The sequence below is a fragment of the Pseudonocardia tropica genome, from assembly GCF_040105315.1.
GTDB classification, from domain to species: Bacteria; Actinomycetota; Actinomycetes; order Mycobacteriales; family Pseudonocardiaceae; genus Pseudonocardia; species Pseudonocardia alni.
Map to the genome: position 1 here is coordinate 114327 of NZ_JBEDNP010000008.1, position 16013 is coordinate 130339.

Here is a 16013-nt window from a genome sequence, read left to right on the forward strand (position 1 = left end):
CTCCGTCGCGTCGCGGGCGCCGCCGGGTTTCCGCCGCCGGGTGCGCTCAGAGGACGGCGAGGACCAGCAGCACGACGACGACCACGGCCAGCACCCCGGCCACGCCCAGCAGGATCCAGCGGTTACGGCCGAGGTCCACGCCCGGGGACCGGGGCCGGGCGCCGCGTTCGAGCAGCTCGGCGGCCCGGTCGTGGGTCGGGCGCTCGGCCGGGTCGTCGGCGGTGAGGCCGTCCAGGACCGTCGCGAGCGCGCTGCCCGCCGACAGGCGCGGGTCCGCCGCCTCGCGCAGGACGGCACCCAGGCACCACAGGTCCGCGGCCGGGGTGTCGGCGCCTTCGGGGGCGGCGGGCGCACCGTTCCCGCCGGGGCGCGGGCCGACCGCGCGGGCGAGGCCGACGTCGGTGAGCAGGGCGCGGCCGTCGGCGGTGACCAGCACCGCGTCGGCGTCGAGGCCGCCGTGGGTGCCGCCGTCGGCGTGCACCGCGCGCAGTGCGGCCAGCACGTCCCGGCCGACGAGCGCGACCTGCCGGGGGGAGGGCGGCGCCTTCTCGACGACCGCACCCAGCGGGCGCGCCTCCGGGTGCTCGGTGACCAGGTACTCGCGCATGTCCCCGGCCGAGGACCGGTCGGTGACCAGGTCCAGCACCCCGACGACCGACGGGTGGCGCAGCCGCCCGGCCGCCCGGACCTCGGTCAGCAGCCGCTCCCGGACCCCCGCGACCGCGGGCAGCGCGATCTCGGTGACGGCGACGGAGCGGCCGGTGATGCGGTCCTCGGCACGGTGGGTGGGCCCGAAACCGCGCCGGCCCAGCTCGTCGAGCAGCAGGTAGCGGCCGCCGACCATCCGGCCGGCGATCACACGGCCCCCAGCCGGACGACGACGGGGGCGTGGTCGGAGAAGCGCCGGTCGTGCGCAGGCGCCCGGTCCACCACGGCCTCGTCCGCGGCGTCCGCGAGCCCGGGCGTGGTGAGCAGGCGCTCGTGCGGCAGGAACCCGGAGCGGCGCCGGTTCCCGCGCCGGTTGCGCAGGTCCAGCTCGGTGAGCCCGCCGGGCAGGTCCACCTCGAGGTAGCGGCCGTCGAGGCCGGTGGTGGGGTCGGCGCCGTCGCTCGCTCCGCGGGCTCCGCTCGGGACGGCGGCCGGCAGCTCGTCGGGCCGGGCCCGGACCTCCTGCAGGCAGACCGCCCGCGCGTCGGTCGCGGCCAGCCACTCCAGCAGTCCCTTGGTGGCGGCGGCACGGACCCCGTTGACGTTGACCGTGGCGAGCGCGTTCACACCGCCTACTGTGCCGCACCCCTGATCACGCTGCGCGACGGGTTCAGCACCGGCTGCCCGAGGTCGCCGCGACGGAGTCCACCGGGACCCACTGGTTCTGCTCGGTGAGCTTGCGGAAGCCGCCGTCGACGATCGTCTCGGCCGCGACCTCGGTCCCGACCGGGAGCGTGCGGACCGGCGCCGCCGCGTTGCCGGGCGCCGAGCGCACCGTCACCTGCTCGCCCTGCACGACGACACGGCACCCGGTGGTCTCCAGGTCCCCGGTGACACCGCCGTAGGCGAGTGCGACGACCGTCAGGCCGACACCGATGAGCCCGACCAGCGGCCAGCCCCTCAGGAGCGACTTCCGGGTGAGCCCGAAGACCTTCGCCACCGTGGTTCCCCTCCCGCCGAGCGCTGCCACGACCACGGTAGCCGGTCCGCGGCCGTGGGCTCGACCACCACGGGGGTGTCGGGCCGGTTACTCCTGCGGGCGTGCGGGGGCGGTGAACAGATAGCGTGTGGCCCAGTCAGCGGGTCGCCGCGCCGGGGACCCGCCCGGTCGTCCCGGGCCCGTCCGCCGGCGCCGTCGCGGCCCGCTCGCTGGACACGGCAGCACACACGACGAGCCGAGGCAGGCCTGAGGACGCGATGAAGCTCATCTACACGTACACCGACGAGGCGCCGGCACTGGCGACCCACTCCTTCCTGCCGGTCATCGAGGCCTTCGCCGGCCAGGCCGGGGTCGACGTGGAGACCCGCGACATCTCCCTGGCCGCCCGCATCCTGGCGAAGTTCCCGGACCGGCTGACCGACGCCCAGCGCGTCCCGGACTCGCTGTCCGAGCTGGGCGAGCTGGCGAAGACCCCGGACGCCAACATCATCAAGCTGCCGAACATCTCGGCGTCGATCCCGCAGCTCAAGGCGGCGATCACCGAGCTCCAGGGCGCCGGCTACGACGTACCGGACTACCCGGAGAACCCGCAGACCGAGCAGGAGAAGGCCGCCCGCGCCGCCTACGACTCGGTCAAGGGCTCCGCGGTCAACCCGGTGCTGCGCGAGGGCAACTCCGACCGCCGCGCCCCGCAGTCGGTGAAGAACTTCGCCCGCAAGCACCCGCACTCGATGGGCGCGTGGAGCTCCGACTCCACCAGCCACGTCGCCACCATGGACGACGGCGACTTCCGCCACTCCGAGACCTCGTTCACCGCCGCCGGCGACGGCGCGGTCCGCATCGAGCACGTCGCCGCCGACGGCACCGTCACGGTGCTGAAGGAGAAGGTCGCGCTGCTGGACGGCGAGGTGTTCGACGGCGCGGTCATGCGTCGCGAGCCGCTGCAGGCCTTCCTCGCCGAGCAGGTCGCCGCCGCCAAGGCCGAGGGCGTGCTGTTCTCGGTGCACCTCAAGGCCACGATGATGAAGGTCTCCGACCCGATCATCTTCGGCCACGCCGTCCGCGCCTACTTCGCCGACGTGTTCGCCTCCTTCGCCGACGACCTCGCCTCCGTGGGCGCCGACCCCGACGACGGTCTCGCCTCGATCCTGACCGCGCTGGAGAAGCTGCCCGCCGACAAGCGCGACGCCGTCGAGAAGGCCATCACCGCCGCCTACGAGACCGGCCCGGCACTCGCCCAGGTCGACTCCGCGCGCGGGATCACCAACCTGCACGTCCCGAGCGACGTCATCATCGACGCCTCGATGCCGGCCGCGATCCGCACCTCCGGCCAGATGTGGAACGCCGACGACGCGCTGCAGGACACGAAGTTCGTCATCCCGGACTCGTCCTACGCCCCGCTCTACGACGAGACCGTCAAGCACTGCCAGGCCAACGGCGCCTTCGACCCGACGACGATGGGCACCGTCCCGAACGTCGGCCTGATGGCGCAGAAGGCCGAGGAGTACGGCAGCCACGACAAGACCTTCGAGATCGCCTCCGCGGGCACCGTGCGCGTCGTCGACGCGGCGTCGGGCGAGGAGAAGCTCGCGCACGAGGTCGCCGAGGGCGACATCTGGCGCGGCTGCCAGACCAAGGACGCCCCGATCCGCAACTGGGTGGGCCTGGCCGTCGAGCGGGCCCGGGCCACCGGCTCCCCCGCCGTCTTCTGGCTGGACTCGGCGCGCGCCCACGACGCGCAGCTGATCGCGAAGGTCGAGAAGTACCTGGGCGAGCACGACACCGACGGCCTGACCATCGAGATCCTCCCGGTCGCCGAGGCGACCCGCTACACCCTGGAGCGGGCCCGCAAGGGCGAGGACACCATCTCGGTCACCGGCAACGTGCTGCGCGACTACCTCACCGACCTGTTCCCGATCATGGAGCTGGGCACGTCGGCGAAGATGCTGTCGATCGTCCCGCTGATGAACGGCGGCGGCCTGTTCGAGACCGGCGCCGGCGGGTCCGCACCGAAGCACGTGCAGCAGCTGCAGAAGGAGAACCACCTGCGGTGGGACTCCCTCGGCGAGTTCCTCGCGCTGGCCGTCTCGCTGGAGATGCTGGCGTCGAAGACCGAGGAGCCGCTGCGGGCCAAGCTGCTCGGCCAGACCCTCGACGAGGCCACCGGCACGCTGCTGGAGAACGGGAAGTCGCCGTCGCGCAAGGTCGGGGAGCTCGACAACCGCGGCAGCCACTTCTACATCGCGCTGTACTGGGCGCAGGCCCTCGCCGCGCAGACCGAGGACACCGAGCTGGCCGCGATCTTCGCCCCGCTCGCCGAGAAGCTCGCCGCCGCCGAGGACACGGTCGTCGGCGAGCTGAACGCGGTCCAGGGCGACCCGGTCGACCTGGGCGGCTACTACTACGTCGACCGCGCGAAGACCGACGCGGTCATGCGGCCGAGCGCCACGTTCAACGCGGCGATCGACGCCTTCGCCGGCAGGTAGCCCCACCGACGACGGCCCGTCCTCCCGCTGCCGGGAGGGCGGGCCGTCGTCGTGTCAGGCCGAGCTGACGCCGGGGATGCGCCCGGAGCGGAACGCCTCCACGAACAGCGCGTGGTCCGCGCGCACGGTCCGGGCGTAGTCGTGGGCGAACTCCACGACCCACTCCACGAACGCGTCCTCCGCGCCCGCGGTGCGCGCCGCGACCGCCTCCTCGACCCGGAAGTCGACGAGTGCGTGGTCGGCGTCGGCGTCGGCCACGCAGTGGATCTTCGCCGTGGCCCGGCCCAGGTCCGCGACGACCGGCGCGATCTCGTCGGGCTCGGTCAGCTCCGACCAGTCCAGGTCCGCCTCGTAGGGCGAGACCTCGGCGACGACGAACCCGACGCCGCCGAGCTCGGTCCAGCCGAGCATCGGGTCGGCGTGCGCCTGCAGCGCGCGCTGCGACACGGCCGTCCGGTGCCCGTGGTGGCGGAACGCCGCGGCCACCCGCTCGTCGGTGACCACCCGCGACGGCGCGGCCACGTTGCCCTGCTTCATCGACACGACGATGTCGTTGTCCAGCGCCTGGTTCAGCCCCTCGACCAGCACCGTGTACGTCGGCAGCCCGGCGCTGCCGATGCCCACACCGGAACGCCCGGCGACGTCCTTGACCGTGTAGGCGACGCCGCGGTGGCGCCGGGACTCCGGGATCGTGGCCACGTAGGCCTCGAACGCCGCGGTGACCGCGGCCCTCTCGTCGTCGTCGAGGGTGCGGACACCGGGGCCGGCCCGCAGGATCCGGTCGAAGCCCTCGGTCTCGGTGATCGCGTCGAGCAGCCCGACCCGGGTCCGGGTGCGCGCGGTCTGGAGGACCTGGTGCACCGGGCCGTCGGTGGTGTCCAGGCGCAGCGAGAACGCGTCGTCGTCGCGGTCGGCGAAGTGCCGTACCTGGGCCAGGTAGCTGCGGCAGTAGCGCTCGACGAGCTCGGACAGCGACCGGTCCGAGAGCGCCTTGCGCCAGCCGAGCAGGCACAGGCTGGCCGCGAACCGGGTGACGTCCCAGGTCCAGTGGCCGAGGTAGGCCTCGTCGAAGTCGTTGACGTCGAAGACGAGTACGCCGTCGCCGTCCATGTAGGTGCCGAAGTTCTCGGCGTGCAGGTCGCCCTGGATCCAGACCCGTCCGGTGCGGTCGTCGACCCAGGGGTCCTCGCGGCGGGCGACGTCGTCGTAGAACAGGCAGGCGCTGCCCCGGTAGAACGCGAACGGGTCGGCGGCCATCTTCCGGAACTTGGTCCGGAACGCCGACGGGTCGGCCGCCACCAGGTCGTCGAAGGCGGTCACGAGGGTGTCGACGATGTGGCCGCTGCGGTCGGTCATGGCGGCGATCATGCTCGCAGGCGGTGGCGGGGACCACCTCCGTCCGTGGGGCGCCGCCGGACCGGGCACCGCCGACCGGGTGGCGGATCGATCTTCGTTGCGATCAACGGGTGATCAGCAGAACCACCGTGGGCGACATCACGCAACCCGTCCGGAGCAACCCCCGTCCCGGAGCGGGTGTACCCACCGGTAGAATCTCGTTAGCGATGATCATTATCAGGCCGTCCCGCAGCGCACCGACCGGGGATCTCCCCGCCCGGCCGGGCCGGGTCGTGCGCGCGACCAGCACCGGCCCCGGGCGTCCGGGGAGCAAGCGTCCCGCCGGCCCGCGCCGGCCCCCGACCCGGCGCCCGGCGGGCCCTGAGACGACCGGCGGCTCGCGCAGCCGGTCAGGCCCGGCCCAGGCCGGCGTCGCGCGCCCGGACGATCGCCTCCGCACGGTCGGCGACGTGCAGCTTCGCGAAGATGTTCGACACGTTGTTGCGCACCGTCTTCGGTGAGAGGAACAACGCCGCGGCGATCCGGTCGTTGGACCGGCCCGCCGCGACCAGGTCGAGGATCTCCCGCTCCCGCGCCGTCAGCTCCGGGAACGCACCCGCGTTGACCGGCCCGGCCGACGGCGGCGCCGCGAAGAAGTCCGCGATCCGGGCGGCCAGCGCCGGGCCGAACACCACGTCGCCCCGGGCGACCCCGGTGACCGCGCGGACGATCTCCGCCTGGTTCGCGCCCTTGAGCAGGTAGCCGCGCGCGCCGGCCCGCATCGCCGCGAACACCGTCGCGTCCTCCTCGCTCATCGTCAGTACCACCACCCCGGTCGACGGCGCCGCCGTCGTGATCTCCCGGGTGGCGGCGATGCCGTCGAGGCCCGGCATCCGTACGTCCATCACGACGACGTCCGGGGCGGTGTCGGCCGCCCGGGCGACCGCCTCGGCGCCGTCCGCGGCGACGCCGACGACCTCGATCCCCGGCACCGAGGCCAGCAGCACGGCCAGCCCGTCCCGGTACACCGGGTGGTCGTCGGCCAGCAGCACCCGGACCGGTTCGTCATCGGTCACGTCCACACTCATCCCTCTCCCAGCGGCAACCGGGCCCGCACGACGGTCCCGCCGCCGTCCGGGGCCGACACCGCACACGTCCCACCCAGCTCGGCGGCCCGTTCGCGCACCGAGAGCGTCCCGACTCCCGCGACGACGTCGGGGGCGATCCCGATGCCGTCGTCCACGACCTCCACCACGAGCTCGTCCGGGCCGCGGGCGAGCCGGACCCGGACGGTCCGGGCCCCGGCGTGCCGGACCACGTTCGTCAGTGCCTCGGCCGCGATCCGGTACGCGGCCACCTCCACCGCGGCGGGCAGGGTCGGGCCGCCACCCTCCTCCACCACGGTCACGTCGAGATCGGCGGGCGCCGTACGCCGGGCCAGCTCCCGCAGCGCACCCGCCGGGCCGAGCTCGTCGAGCGCGGGTGGTCGCAGGTCGTGCACCAGTCTGCGCATGTCCGTCAGCACCGCGGCGACGTCGACGGTCGCGGCCTCCAGCATCCGGTCCGCCGCCGCCGGGTCCGACGCGGCCAGGTTGCGGGCGGTCTCGATCCGCAGTGTGACCGCGCCCAGCGCGGGGCCCAGACCGTCGTGCAGATCGCGGCGCAGCCGCCGACGCTCCTCCTCGCGGGCGGTCACCAGCGCGGTCCGGTGCGACAGCAGCCGTGCCGACAGCTCGTCGGCCCGGGCCGCCGTCGCGGCCTGCCGGACCAGGTCGCCGAGCAGGCGCTGGTCGCGCTCGGACAGCGCCGACCCGGCCGAGCACAGCTCGACCCGGCCGATCCGCGCGCCCCGCCACGCCACCGGCAGCGCGGTGACCGGCCCGCTCGGTCGGCCGTGCTCGGCGACGGCGGTGTCGCCGTCCGGCCGGGTCGTGACCACACGGACGTAGGGCAGCCTGAAGGCCTGCGCGACGGACCCGGCCAGCGCGGCGAGCTGCCGGTCGCCCTCCGCGGCCTCCAGCCGGGCCGCGAGCGTCGACAGGGCGCCGTAGGGGTCGTCCCGCCCGCCGCGGACGAGGCGGCGCGCCGCGGACCACAGCCGGGTCCGCAGCGGCGTGTACAGCACCGCGACGACGGCGACCGCGAGGAACGTCGCGTCCCGCCCGCCCAGCAGATTCCCGGCCAGGGCGAGCAGCAGCAGGTCGACCGCGCCGACCGCGACCAGCAGCAGCACCGACACCAGCGTGCCGGACAGCAGCCGGTCGACGTCGTAGAGCCGGTGCCGGGTGACCGCCACGACCACCGCGCCCGAGGTCGCCGCGATCGCCAGACCGAGCAGCAGGGTCGGCCACGGACCGGGGAGCACCCACATCGGCACCGTCAGCACCGCACTCACCAGCCCGGCCCAGGCCAGCCACCGCAGCTGCAGGCGCCGTTCCCCGCGCGCGGCCCGGTACCGGGCGACGACGACGGCGGCCGGCACCAGCAGACCGGCCGGGACCAGCGGGTAGGCCACGGCCAGCACCTGCGGCCAGAACGGCATCGGCACGCTGAGCAGGTCCGGGTCGACCAGCGCCTGCGACGGCGGCGCCGCGACCCCGCTGTACCGCTCGACCTCCACGGCCGGGACCAGGACCAGGGCCAGCGGGAGCAGCGCCGTCGAGGTCAGGCTCGCCACGGACAGCGGCCGCCACACCCGCCCGGCGGGCAACCGGCCGTCCGGGAACAGCAGCAACAGCAGCGGCAGCCCGAGCAGCAGCACCGCACCGAAGCGGGTCCAGAACCACCAGGCCGGTGACAGCAGCGGCAGATCGGGGTCCGCGACGACGTAGAGGCCGTAGCGGGTCCACGCCGCGGCCACGGTGTCGAGCGCCCAGACCAGGCCCGACCCGGCGAGGACCCAGGCCACCGGGTGCCGCGGCAGCCGCGCGACCAGCAGCAGCCCGGTCACCAGCAGCACCACGGCGATCGCCCCGGTGACCGCCACGACCTCGGCCGGTTCGTCGGGCGGCAGCACCGCCGCCGGCACACGCAGCTCGACCCCCGCCGCGGTCACGAGCGCCACGGCCGAGGGCACCGCGACGAGGAGCACGGGCAGCAGAGCAGGGCGGGCCGCGGGGGTTCCCTCACGGACCACGGTCGTCGCGGTGGCGGTCATGCGCAGTCCCCCTACGACGTCGGCGCCCGCGACGGAGTACTCGCCGGCGGGCCCATCCTCGCTACACGGGGCGTCCCGTGTCCCGGGACCGCGGTCCCGGCCCGGCGGGACATCGACACGGGACCGCGGCCGGGAACCGCGCCCCTGCCCGCCCGGGACTCCCGCACCGCACCGTGGTCCCCGTCGCCGGACCGACCGCCGACGCAGACCGACACCCACGCAGACCGATACCGACAGGGGACCGCCATGACCGCCGAACCGGCCATCAGCCCGACCGCCACCATCCACCCGGGCGCCACCGTGCCCCGGCGGGGACCGTCCCTGACCCCGGTCGGATACGGGCTGTCCGCCGGGGCCGTCGCCTTCGCCTGCGGGCTGGTCGGGAGCCTCGTCCTCGACGTGGGCCCGATGTACAGCCACGTCGGCGGGCTGCTGTTCCAGGCAGGCCTGTGGGGCCTGCTGTCGGCGCTGTTCGCGACCCGCGCCACCGGCGACGGCCGGTTCGGCCGGGGTCTGCTCTGGACGGTGGCGGCGCTGCTCGCCGCGGCGACGCTGTCGTCCGTCCTGGCGATCACCACCCCGGTGGCGGTGCACGGGAGCACGTGGTTCCTGCTGCTCGACGCCTGCTGGCCGCTGTCGATGGTCGGCATGGCCGTGACCGGCGTGACGATCGCGGTCGTCGGGCGCTACCGCGGGCTGCTGCGGTACTGGCCGATGCTCGCCGAGAGCTGGGCGCTGGTCACCGTGCCGACGGTCGGACTGGCCGGGCCGGTCGTCGGCGGCACCGTCGGGGCCGTGCACGTACTGCTCGGCTACGGCGTGCTCGGCCTGCTGCTCGCCCACCGTCCCGAGCAGACCCGCGCCGTGTGACCACCGCCCACGTCCACCGCCCACGTCCACCGTCAGGAGCCCACCGTGCACGAGACCACCTCCGTCCCCGCCCGCACCGACGTCGACGACCTGGCCCACCCGGCCGTCGTCGCCCCGCCCACGCTGACCGTCACGACCGCCCGGCGGATCGGCGTCGCCCTGGCCCTGGGCGCCGTCGCCTTCGGGGCGACCTTCCTGTTCGGCGACCCGCAGGACCCCGGCGCCGCCGGGGACCTCACCGACGCGGCGGGCCTGCTGTTCCAGCTCGGGCTGTTCGGGCTGCTGTACGCGATGCGCCGCACCCGCGCCACCGGCGACGGCCGGTTCGGCCGGGGTCTGCTGTGGACGGTCACGGCGCTGCTCGTCCCGGCGACGGTCTGGTCCGCGCTCGCGGTCGTCGTGCCCCTCGGGTGGCAGGGGACCTGGTTCGTCGTGCTCGACGTGTTCTGGCCGCTGTCGATGCTCGGGATGGCCGTGATCGGCGTGACGGTCGCGGTCGTCGGACGCTACCGGGGCCCGCTGCGCTGGTGGCCCGCCCTCGCCGAGACCTGGGCGGTCGTCACCGTGCCCACCATGGCCGTGCTCGGGACGGCGACCGGCAACGTCGTCGGTGGGGTGCACATGCTGCTCGGCTACGCGGTCCTCGGACTGCTGATCGCCGTCCGGCCGGACCGGGTCGGAGCCCGCTGACCAGCACGGACACGCCCGGGCCCGGCGGCCGGTGGCCGCCGGGCCCGGGCGTCAGCTGATGGTCAGCGAACCCTGGGTGATCGTCAACGCCAGCACCAGGACGACGACCCCGAACCCGCCGTACACCAGCGCGTCGGCGTAGCGGCCGCGGATCGCGAGCAGCCCGACCCGGTCCGGCGGCAGCACCACCCGCAGCACCGCGGCGACGAGCATCGCCACCGCCAGCGCCGCGGACCCCTCGCGCCAGTGCTCGGTGACCACCCGCTGCAGACCGACCAGGGCCACGCCGAGGACGACGAGCAGCGGCCAGTGCGCCCGTAGCCGGGCCCGCAGGCCGTGCCCGGAGCGGGTCGCCACCATCACCGCCCCCTGCCGCCCGTCACGCCGGGATGCGTTCGGTATCGATGCTCACTCCGACAAGCTCCGTTCGGTACCGATGCTCACTCCGACAAGCTCCGTTCGGCTGCCTCGACCACGTTCGTCAGCAGCATCCCGCGGGTCATCGGTCCCACGCCACCGGGCATCGGCGCCAGCAGCCCGGCGACCTCGGCGACCTCGGGCGCCACGTCGCCGACCAGGCCCAGGTCGGTACGGGTGACGCCGACGTCGAGCACCGCGGCGCCCGGCTTGATCTGGTCGGCGGTGATGAGCCCGGCCCTGCCCGCCGCCGCGACGACGACGTCGGCCTCCCGCAGGTGCGCCGTCAGGTCCCGGGTGCCGGTGTGGCACAGGGTGACGGTCGCGTTCTCCGAGCGGCGGGTCAGCAGCAGCCCCAGCGGGCGGCCGACCGTCACCCCACGGCCCACGACGACGACCCGCGCCCCGTCCAGCTCGACGCCGAACCGGCGGCACAGCTCGACGATGCCGCGCGGGGTGCACGGCAACGGTCCCGGCTCGCCGAGGACCAGACGGCCCAGGTTGGTCGGGTGCAGACCGTCGGCGTCCTTGCCCGGGTCGACCCGTTCCAGCGCGGCGCCGGCGTCGAGACCGTCCGGCAGCGGGAGCTGCACGATGAAACCGGTGCAGGTCGGGTCGGCGTTCAGCTCGTCGATCGTGTCCTCGACCCGGGCCTGGCTCGCGTCGGCGGGGAGCTCGCGCTGCAGCGAGGTCATGCCGACCTTGGCGCAGTCGCGGTGCTTGCCACGCACGTAGGCCTGCGATCCGGGGTCGTCACCGACCAGCACCGTGCCCAGCCCGGGGTTCACCCCGACGGCGGTCAGCTTCTCGACACGGCCCCGCAGGTCCTCGAGCAGCTCCGCCAACGTCGCCTTGCCGTCCATCACGCGTGCGGTCACCCGGGCATCCTCTCAGGTTACGCCCGGGCCGGTCGAACCTGACCGAAGGAGGCGTACGTGCCGGGAAGGTAGGGGACGCCGCCCCCGCGAGCTGCGACGACGGTCCGATTGCGTGCGACCGGGGTACAGGTCGGGGTCTGGTCGTACGGAGGGGCGAAAAACGATCTCCGCGAGAGCAGAATCACACCGCCGGTGTACGACCGGTCACGAACTCGACGAGGAGTTTTCCATGAGCGTGGAGAGCGACACCGCGGGGGCGCAGGCCGCTGCTGCCCCGCCCGCCCCGGCAGCAGCCGCCCCGGCTGCCAACCCGGCCCTGATGGGCCTCATCTGCTTCCTGCCGTCCGGCATCACGCTGGGCCTGTGGTTCGTGGGCTACCTGGACACCACCGCGCTGCCCGGCGGGATGATCCCGATCGTGACCTTCTCGGCGGGTCTGTTCCTGCTGCTGTCGGCCATGGTCGCGCTGCGCGTCGGGGACAGCGTCACTGCGGCGATCTTCGGTGTCTTCTCCGCGTTCTGGACCAGCTTCGGCGTGCTGCTCATGGCGCTGAACAACGGCTGGATCATCGACGCCGGCACCGGAGAGGCCCTGTCCACCGAGCAGATCGGGTCGATCCAGTCGACCTACCTGCTCTCCTTCACCCTGGTGTTCGTCCTGCTGACGCTGGCGACGCTGCGGCTGCCGCTGATGTTCACGATCGGCTTCGTGCTCGTCGACATCACCTTCGTGCTGGCCTACATCGGTGTGACCGCGGGCAACGCGGGCCTGTTCCCGATCGCCGGGATCACGACGTTCGCGTTCTGCATCGTGTTCGCCTACATCCTGTTCGACGCGTTCGGCCAGACCCTGGGCGGACGCGCGATGTCGATGGGCGGGCCGCTCGTCAAGTCCTGACCCCGTCGCGACCGCCCGCAGGCCCCGCCGGTTCTCCGGTGGGGCCTGCGGCGTACCCGGGTTCCGAACATCCGCGGGGTCCGGGGGTCCCGGCGCGGCGCCGGCCGCGGGCGGGACGGTCAGCGGAAGTCCCGGGACGCCACCGTCACCGCCAGCGGCATCCGCTGCAGCCGGTCGGCCAGCAGGTTCAGCACGCCCTCCGGGCTGCGTTCGAGCCGGCCCCGGACCAGCAGTCCCGCGCTCCCCAGCGCCACCGACCGGTAGCGCGCCCACAAGCCCTCCGAGCAGGTCACGTTCAGCATCCCGGACTCGTCCTCGAGGTTCACGAACGTCACCCCGCGCGCGGTCGCCGGGCGCTGGCGGTGGGTGACCAGTCCCCCGACCAGCACCCGGGCCGGGGTGTCCGGGCCGGCGCGGCGGCCCACCTCGTCGAGCCGGTCGATCCGGACCGCGCCGAGCGCGTCGAGGTCCGCGCGCAGGTGCTGCACCGGGTGGCTGTCCGGGGATACGCCGGTGGCCCAGACGTCGGAGACGGTCAGCTCCGCCTCGGTCATCCCCGGCAGCGCCGGAGCGTCGAACCCGACGGTGGTGCCCGGCAGGTGCCCGGGCCGCACCCCCGCGACGACGCCCGCCGCCCACAGCGCCTCCCGCCGCTCCACACCGAAGCAGCCGAACGCCCCGGCCGTCGCCAGCGCCTCGGCCTGCGGGCCGGTCAGCCGGACCCGGCGGGCCAGGTCGGGCAGGTCCGCGAACGGCCCGCCCGCGTCGCGTTCGGCGTCGATGACCCCGGCGAGGTCCGCGCCGACGGTGCGGACACCCGCCAGGCCGAGCCGGACCGCCCGGCCGCCGGTGCTGTCGTCGTCGGGTTCGAGGACGGCGTCGGCCCGCCCGGTGTTGACGTCCGGTCGGTGCACCCGCACGCCGTGCCTGCGGGCGTCGGCCACCAGCGACTGCGGCGAGTAGAAGCCCATCGGCTGGGCGTTGAGCAGGCCCGCGCAGAACGCCGCCGGGTGGTAGAGCTTGAACCACGCCGAGTAGTAGACGAGCGCGGCGAAGCTGATCGAGTGGCTCTCCGGGAACCCGAAGTTCGCGAAGGCCAGCATCTTGGCGAAGATCCGTTCGGCGAGCTCACCGGTGATCCCGTTCGCGGCCATCCCGTCGTAGAACCGCCCGCGCAGCCGTTCCATCCGCTCGGTGGACCGCTTGGAGCCCATCGCCCGGCGCAGCTCGTCGGCCTCGGCCGCGGTGAACCCCGCGACGTCGACGGCGATCTGCATCATCTGTTCCTGGAACAGCGGGATGCCCAGCGTCTTGTGCAGCGCCGGTTTCAGCAGGTGGTGGTCGTGCTCCCACGTCTCCAGCTCGTTGCGCCGCCGGATGTAGGGGTGCACCGAGCCGCCCTGGATCGGGCCGGGCCGGATCAGCGCGACCTCGACGACGAGGTCGTAGAACTCGCGCGGGCGCAGCCGCGGCAGGGTGGCCATCTGGGCGCGGGACTCCACCTGGAACACCCCGACCGAGTCCGCGCGCGACAGCATCGCGTAGACCTCCGGGTCGGACTCGCCGATCGCGTGCAGCTCGATCCGCTCACCGGTGACGGTCGTGACCAGGTCCACCATCAGGTGCAGCGCGGTGAGCATGCCCAGCCCGAGCAGGTCGAACTTCACCAGCCCGGCCGCGGCGCAGTCCTCCTTGTCCCACTGCACGACGGTCCGGTCGGCCATCCGCGCCCACTCCACCGGCACGACCTCGGACACCGGCCGGTCGCAGATGACCATGCCGCCGGAGTGGATGCCCAGGTGCCGGGGCGCACCCATCAGCTGCCCCGCGAGGTCCAGCAGCAGCGGCGGCATCTCCTGCGGGAGCTCGCTCGCCTCCAGGGCGTGCCAGCGTTCGACGCGCCTGCTCCAGGCGTCCTGCTGGCCGGGTGAGAACCCGAGCGCGCGGGCGGTGTCGCGGATCGCCGACCGCGGCCGGTAGGTGATGACGTTCGCGACCTGCGCGGCGAACAGCCGGCCGTAGCGGCGGTAGACGTACTGGATCGCCTCCTCGCGGCGGCCGGACTCGATGTCGAGGTCGATGTCGGGGTAGCCGTCGCGGTCCGGGGACAGGAACCGTTCGAACAGCAGCCCGTGCCGGACGGCGTCGACGTTGGTGATGCCCAGCGCGTAGCAGACCGCCGAGTTCGCGGCCGATCCCCGGCCCTGGCAGAAGATGTTCGACCGGCGGCAGAAGTCGACGATGTCGTGGACGATCAGGAAGTAGCCGGGGAAGTTCTTCGCCTCGATGATCTCCAGCTCGCGCTGCACGGTGTGCGCCGCGAACGGGTTCTCGTCACAGCTGCCATAACGCTCCATCCGGCCGCGTTCGGTCAGCACCCGCAGCCAGGTCGTCTCGGTGTGCCCGGGCGGGACGTCGAACGGCGGCAGGTCCGGCGCCACCAGGTGCAGCTCGAACGCCAGCTCCCGGCCCAGCTCCGCCGCGCGCTCCACCGCGCCGGGGTGGCGCTCGTCGAACCGCAGGGCCATCTCCCGCCCGGACCGCAGGTGCGCGGTGCCCGCCGCGGGCAGCCAGGGGTCGATCTCGTCGAGGCTGCGGCGGGCCCGGACCGCGGCGACGGTCGCGGCCAGCGGGGCGCGGTCGGGGGTGGCGTAGTGCGCCCCGGTCGTCGCCACCGTCGCGACGCCGGCCCGCTCGGCCAGCGCGGCCAGCGCGTCGTTGCGCTCGGTGTCGCCGGGCTCGCCGTACACGGTCAGCTCGACCCGCACGTTCCCCGCGCCGAAGCGCGCGACCAGCCGGTCCAGCTCCGCCGCGGCGGCCACCGGGCCCGAACGGTCCAGGGCGCGGCGCACCGCGCCCTTGCGGCAGCCGGTGAGCACGACGACCTTCCCCGCGGTGTCGGCGACGACCTCGTCCGGGTCGTAGACCGGCCGCCCCTTCTCCCCGCCCCGCATCTGCGCGGTGGAGATGGTGCGGCACAGCGCGCGGTACCCGTCGGGGCCGCGGGCCAGCAGCAGCAGGTGCTCGCCCTCGGGGTCGGCGACGCCGTTCTGCGGGGCGGTCAGCCCGGTGCTCAGCTCGGCGCCGAACACCGTGCGCACCCCGAGCGCGCGGGCCGCCTCGGCGAACCGCACGACCCCGTACATGCCGTCGTGGTCGGTGAGCGCGACCGCCTCCAGCCCCAGCTCGGCGGCGCGCTCGACCAGCTCCTCCGGGGCGCTCGCGCCGTCGAGGAAGCTGAAGTGGGAGTGGCAGTGCAGCTCCGCGTACGGCACGACGCCGGGCCCCGCCGGGTGCAGGTCCTCGGGCGGCTCGTAGGGGCCGCGGTGGGCGGACCAGGCCGGCGCGTCCCCGCCGTCGGCCTCCGGGCCACCGCGCAGGCTCGCGCCGTCGCGCACGGAACGACCCGACAGCGCGCTCTCCAGCTCCGTCCAGGGGACGTCCGGGTTCTGCCAGCCCACCCGTGGAGCGTACTCGAACAGAAGTTCGATCGTCGAGTGCCGGGTTCCGCGGACGGGCGTCGCCGTGCGGGCCGGCCGGCTGCTCCCCAGCGCCGGTCGGCCCCGCACGGCGGGTCCGGGCTCCGGCGCGGCACACCGGCCGCTCCCCAGCGCCGGCCCGCGGGCCACCCGGA

13 protein-coding genes are annotated in these 16013 nt (G+C 74.4%); 4 read left to right on the forward strand and 9 right to left on the reverse strand.

The window, feature by feature from the left end; all coding sequences use genetic code 11:
* Window positions 1-46: 46 nt before the first annotated feature.
* Genes WHI96_RS15020 through WHI96_RS15030 form a run of 3 tightly spaced genes read right to left on the reverse strand, consistent with a single transcriptional unit; the run spans window position 47 to window position 1648 of the window.
* Window positions 47-859 (reverse strand): protein kinase domain-containing protein, encoded by an 813-nt coding sequence (locus WHI96_RS15020; protein WP_345643537.1) that lies wholly within the window; start codon window positions 857-859, stop codon window positions 47-49.
* Window positions 856-1275 (reverse strand): exonuclease/endonuclease/phosphatase family protein, encoded by a 420-nt coding sequence (locus WHI96_RS27870; protein ID WP_425571567.1) that lies wholly within the window; start codon window positions 1273-1275, stop codon window positions 856-858. Before WHI96_RS27870 ends, WHI96_RS15020 begins: the two co-directional genes overlap by 4 nt.
* A gap of 43 nt (window positions 1276-1318) precedes the next feature.
* Window positions 1319-1648 (reverse strand): hypothetical protein, encoded by a 330-nt coding sequence (locus WHI96_RS15030; RefSeq protein WP_345643539.1) that lies wholly within the window; start codon window positions 1646-1648, stop codon window positions 1319-1321.
* 257 nt (window positions 1649-1905) lie between these two features.
* Between WHI96_RS15030 and WHI96_RS15035 the strand changes: the two genes are divergently transcribed.
* Complete coding sequence (locus tag WHI96_RS15035) at window positions 1906-4134, forward strand: NADP-dependent isocitrate dehydrogenase (RefSeq protein WP_345643541.1); 2229 nt, start codon at window positions 1906-1908, stop codon at window positions 4132-4134.
* A 54-nt stretch (window positions 4135-4188) separates the two neighbouring features.
* On the opposite strand, the gene WHI96_RS15040 is transcribed toward WHI96_RS15035, so the two are convergent.
* The 3 genes from WHI96_RS15040 to WHI96_RS15050 all read right to left on the reverse strand — a co-directional run bounded on the left by WHI96_RS15040 (window position 4189) and on the right by WHI96_RS15050 (window position 8626).
* A complete protein-coding gene (locus tag WHI96_RS15040) occupies window positions 4189-5490 on the reverse strand; it encodes a DUF2252 domain-containing protein (protein WP_345643544.1) in 1302 nt (433 codons plus the stop codon).
* A gap of 389 nt (window positions 5491-5879) precedes the next feature.
* Window positions 5880-6545 (reverse strand): response regulator, encoded by a 666-nt coding sequence (locus WHI96_RS15045; protein ID WP_345643547.1) that lies wholly within the window; start codon window positions 6543-6545, stop codon window positions 5880-5882.
* A gap of 8 nt (window positions 6546-6553) precedes the next feature.
* Window positions 6554-8626: a sensor histidine kinase gene (locus tag WHI96_RS15050; RefSeq protein WP_345643550.1), complete on the reverse strand. Its 2073-nt coding sequence runs from the start codon at window positions 8624-8626 to the stop codon at window positions 6554-6556.
* 246 nt (window positions 8627-8872) lie between these two features.
* Here WHI96_RS15050 and WHI96_RS15055 point away from each other — a divergent pair, with 246 nt between their 5' ends.
* Both WHI96_RS15055 and WHI96_RS15060 read left to right on the forward strand, forming a co-directional pair.
* Window positions 8873-9496: a hypothetical protein gene (locus WHI96_RS15055; RefSeq protein ID WP_345643553.1), complete on the forward strand. Its 624-nt coding sequence runs from the start codon at window positions 8873-8875 to the stop codon at window positions 9494-9496.
* Window positions 9497-9541: 45 nt separating this feature from the next.
* Window positions 9542-10186: a hypothetical protein gene (locus WHI96_RS15060; RefSeq protein WP_345643556.1), complete on the forward strand. Its 645-nt coding sequence runs from the start codon at window positions 9542-9544 to the stop codon at window positions 10184-10186.
* 51 nt (window positions 10187-10237) lie between these two features.
* Here WHI96_RS15060 and WHI96_RS15065 read toward each other — a convergent pair whose 3' ends face one another.
* Together WHI96_RS15065 and WHI96_RS15070 are read right to left on the reverse strand one after the other, a co-directional pair.
* A complete protein-coding gene (locus WHI96_RS15065) occupies window positions 10238-10546 on the reverse strand; it encodes a DUF3017 domain-containing protein (RefSeq protein WP_345643559.1) in 309 nt (102 codons plus the stop codon).
* Window positions 10547-10626: 80 nt separating this feature from the next.
* The gene (locus WHI96_RS15070) at window positions 10627-11466 is read right to left on the reverse strand and encodes a bifunctional methylenetetrahydrofolate dehydrogenase/methenyltetrahydrofolate cyclohydrolase (protein ID WP_425571570.1); all 840 of its coding nucleotides are present in this window, start codon (window positions 11464-11466) and stop codon (window positions 10627-10629) included.
* Between the two features lie 244 nt (window positions 11467-11710).
* Here WHI96_RS15070 and WHI96_RS15075 point away from each other — a divergent pair, with 244 nt between their 5' ends.
* Complete coding sequence (locus WHI96_RS15075; RefSeq protein ID WP_345643565.1) at window positions 11711-12379, forward strand: GPR1/FUN34/YaaH family transporter; 669 nt, start codon at window positions 11711-11713, stop codon at window positions 12377-12379.
* A 119-nt stretch (window positions 12380-12498) separates the two neighbouring features.
* Here the strand turns inward: WHI96_RS15075 and WHI96_RS15080 are convergent, their stop codons facing one another.
* The gene (locus WHI96_RS15080) at window positions 12499-15840 is read right to left on the reverse strand and encodes an error-prone DNA polymerase (protein ID WP_345643568.1); all 3342 of its coding nucleotides are present in this window, start codon (window positions 15838-15840) and stop codon (window positions 12499-12501) included.
* Window positions 15841-16013: the final 173 nt, after the last annotated feature.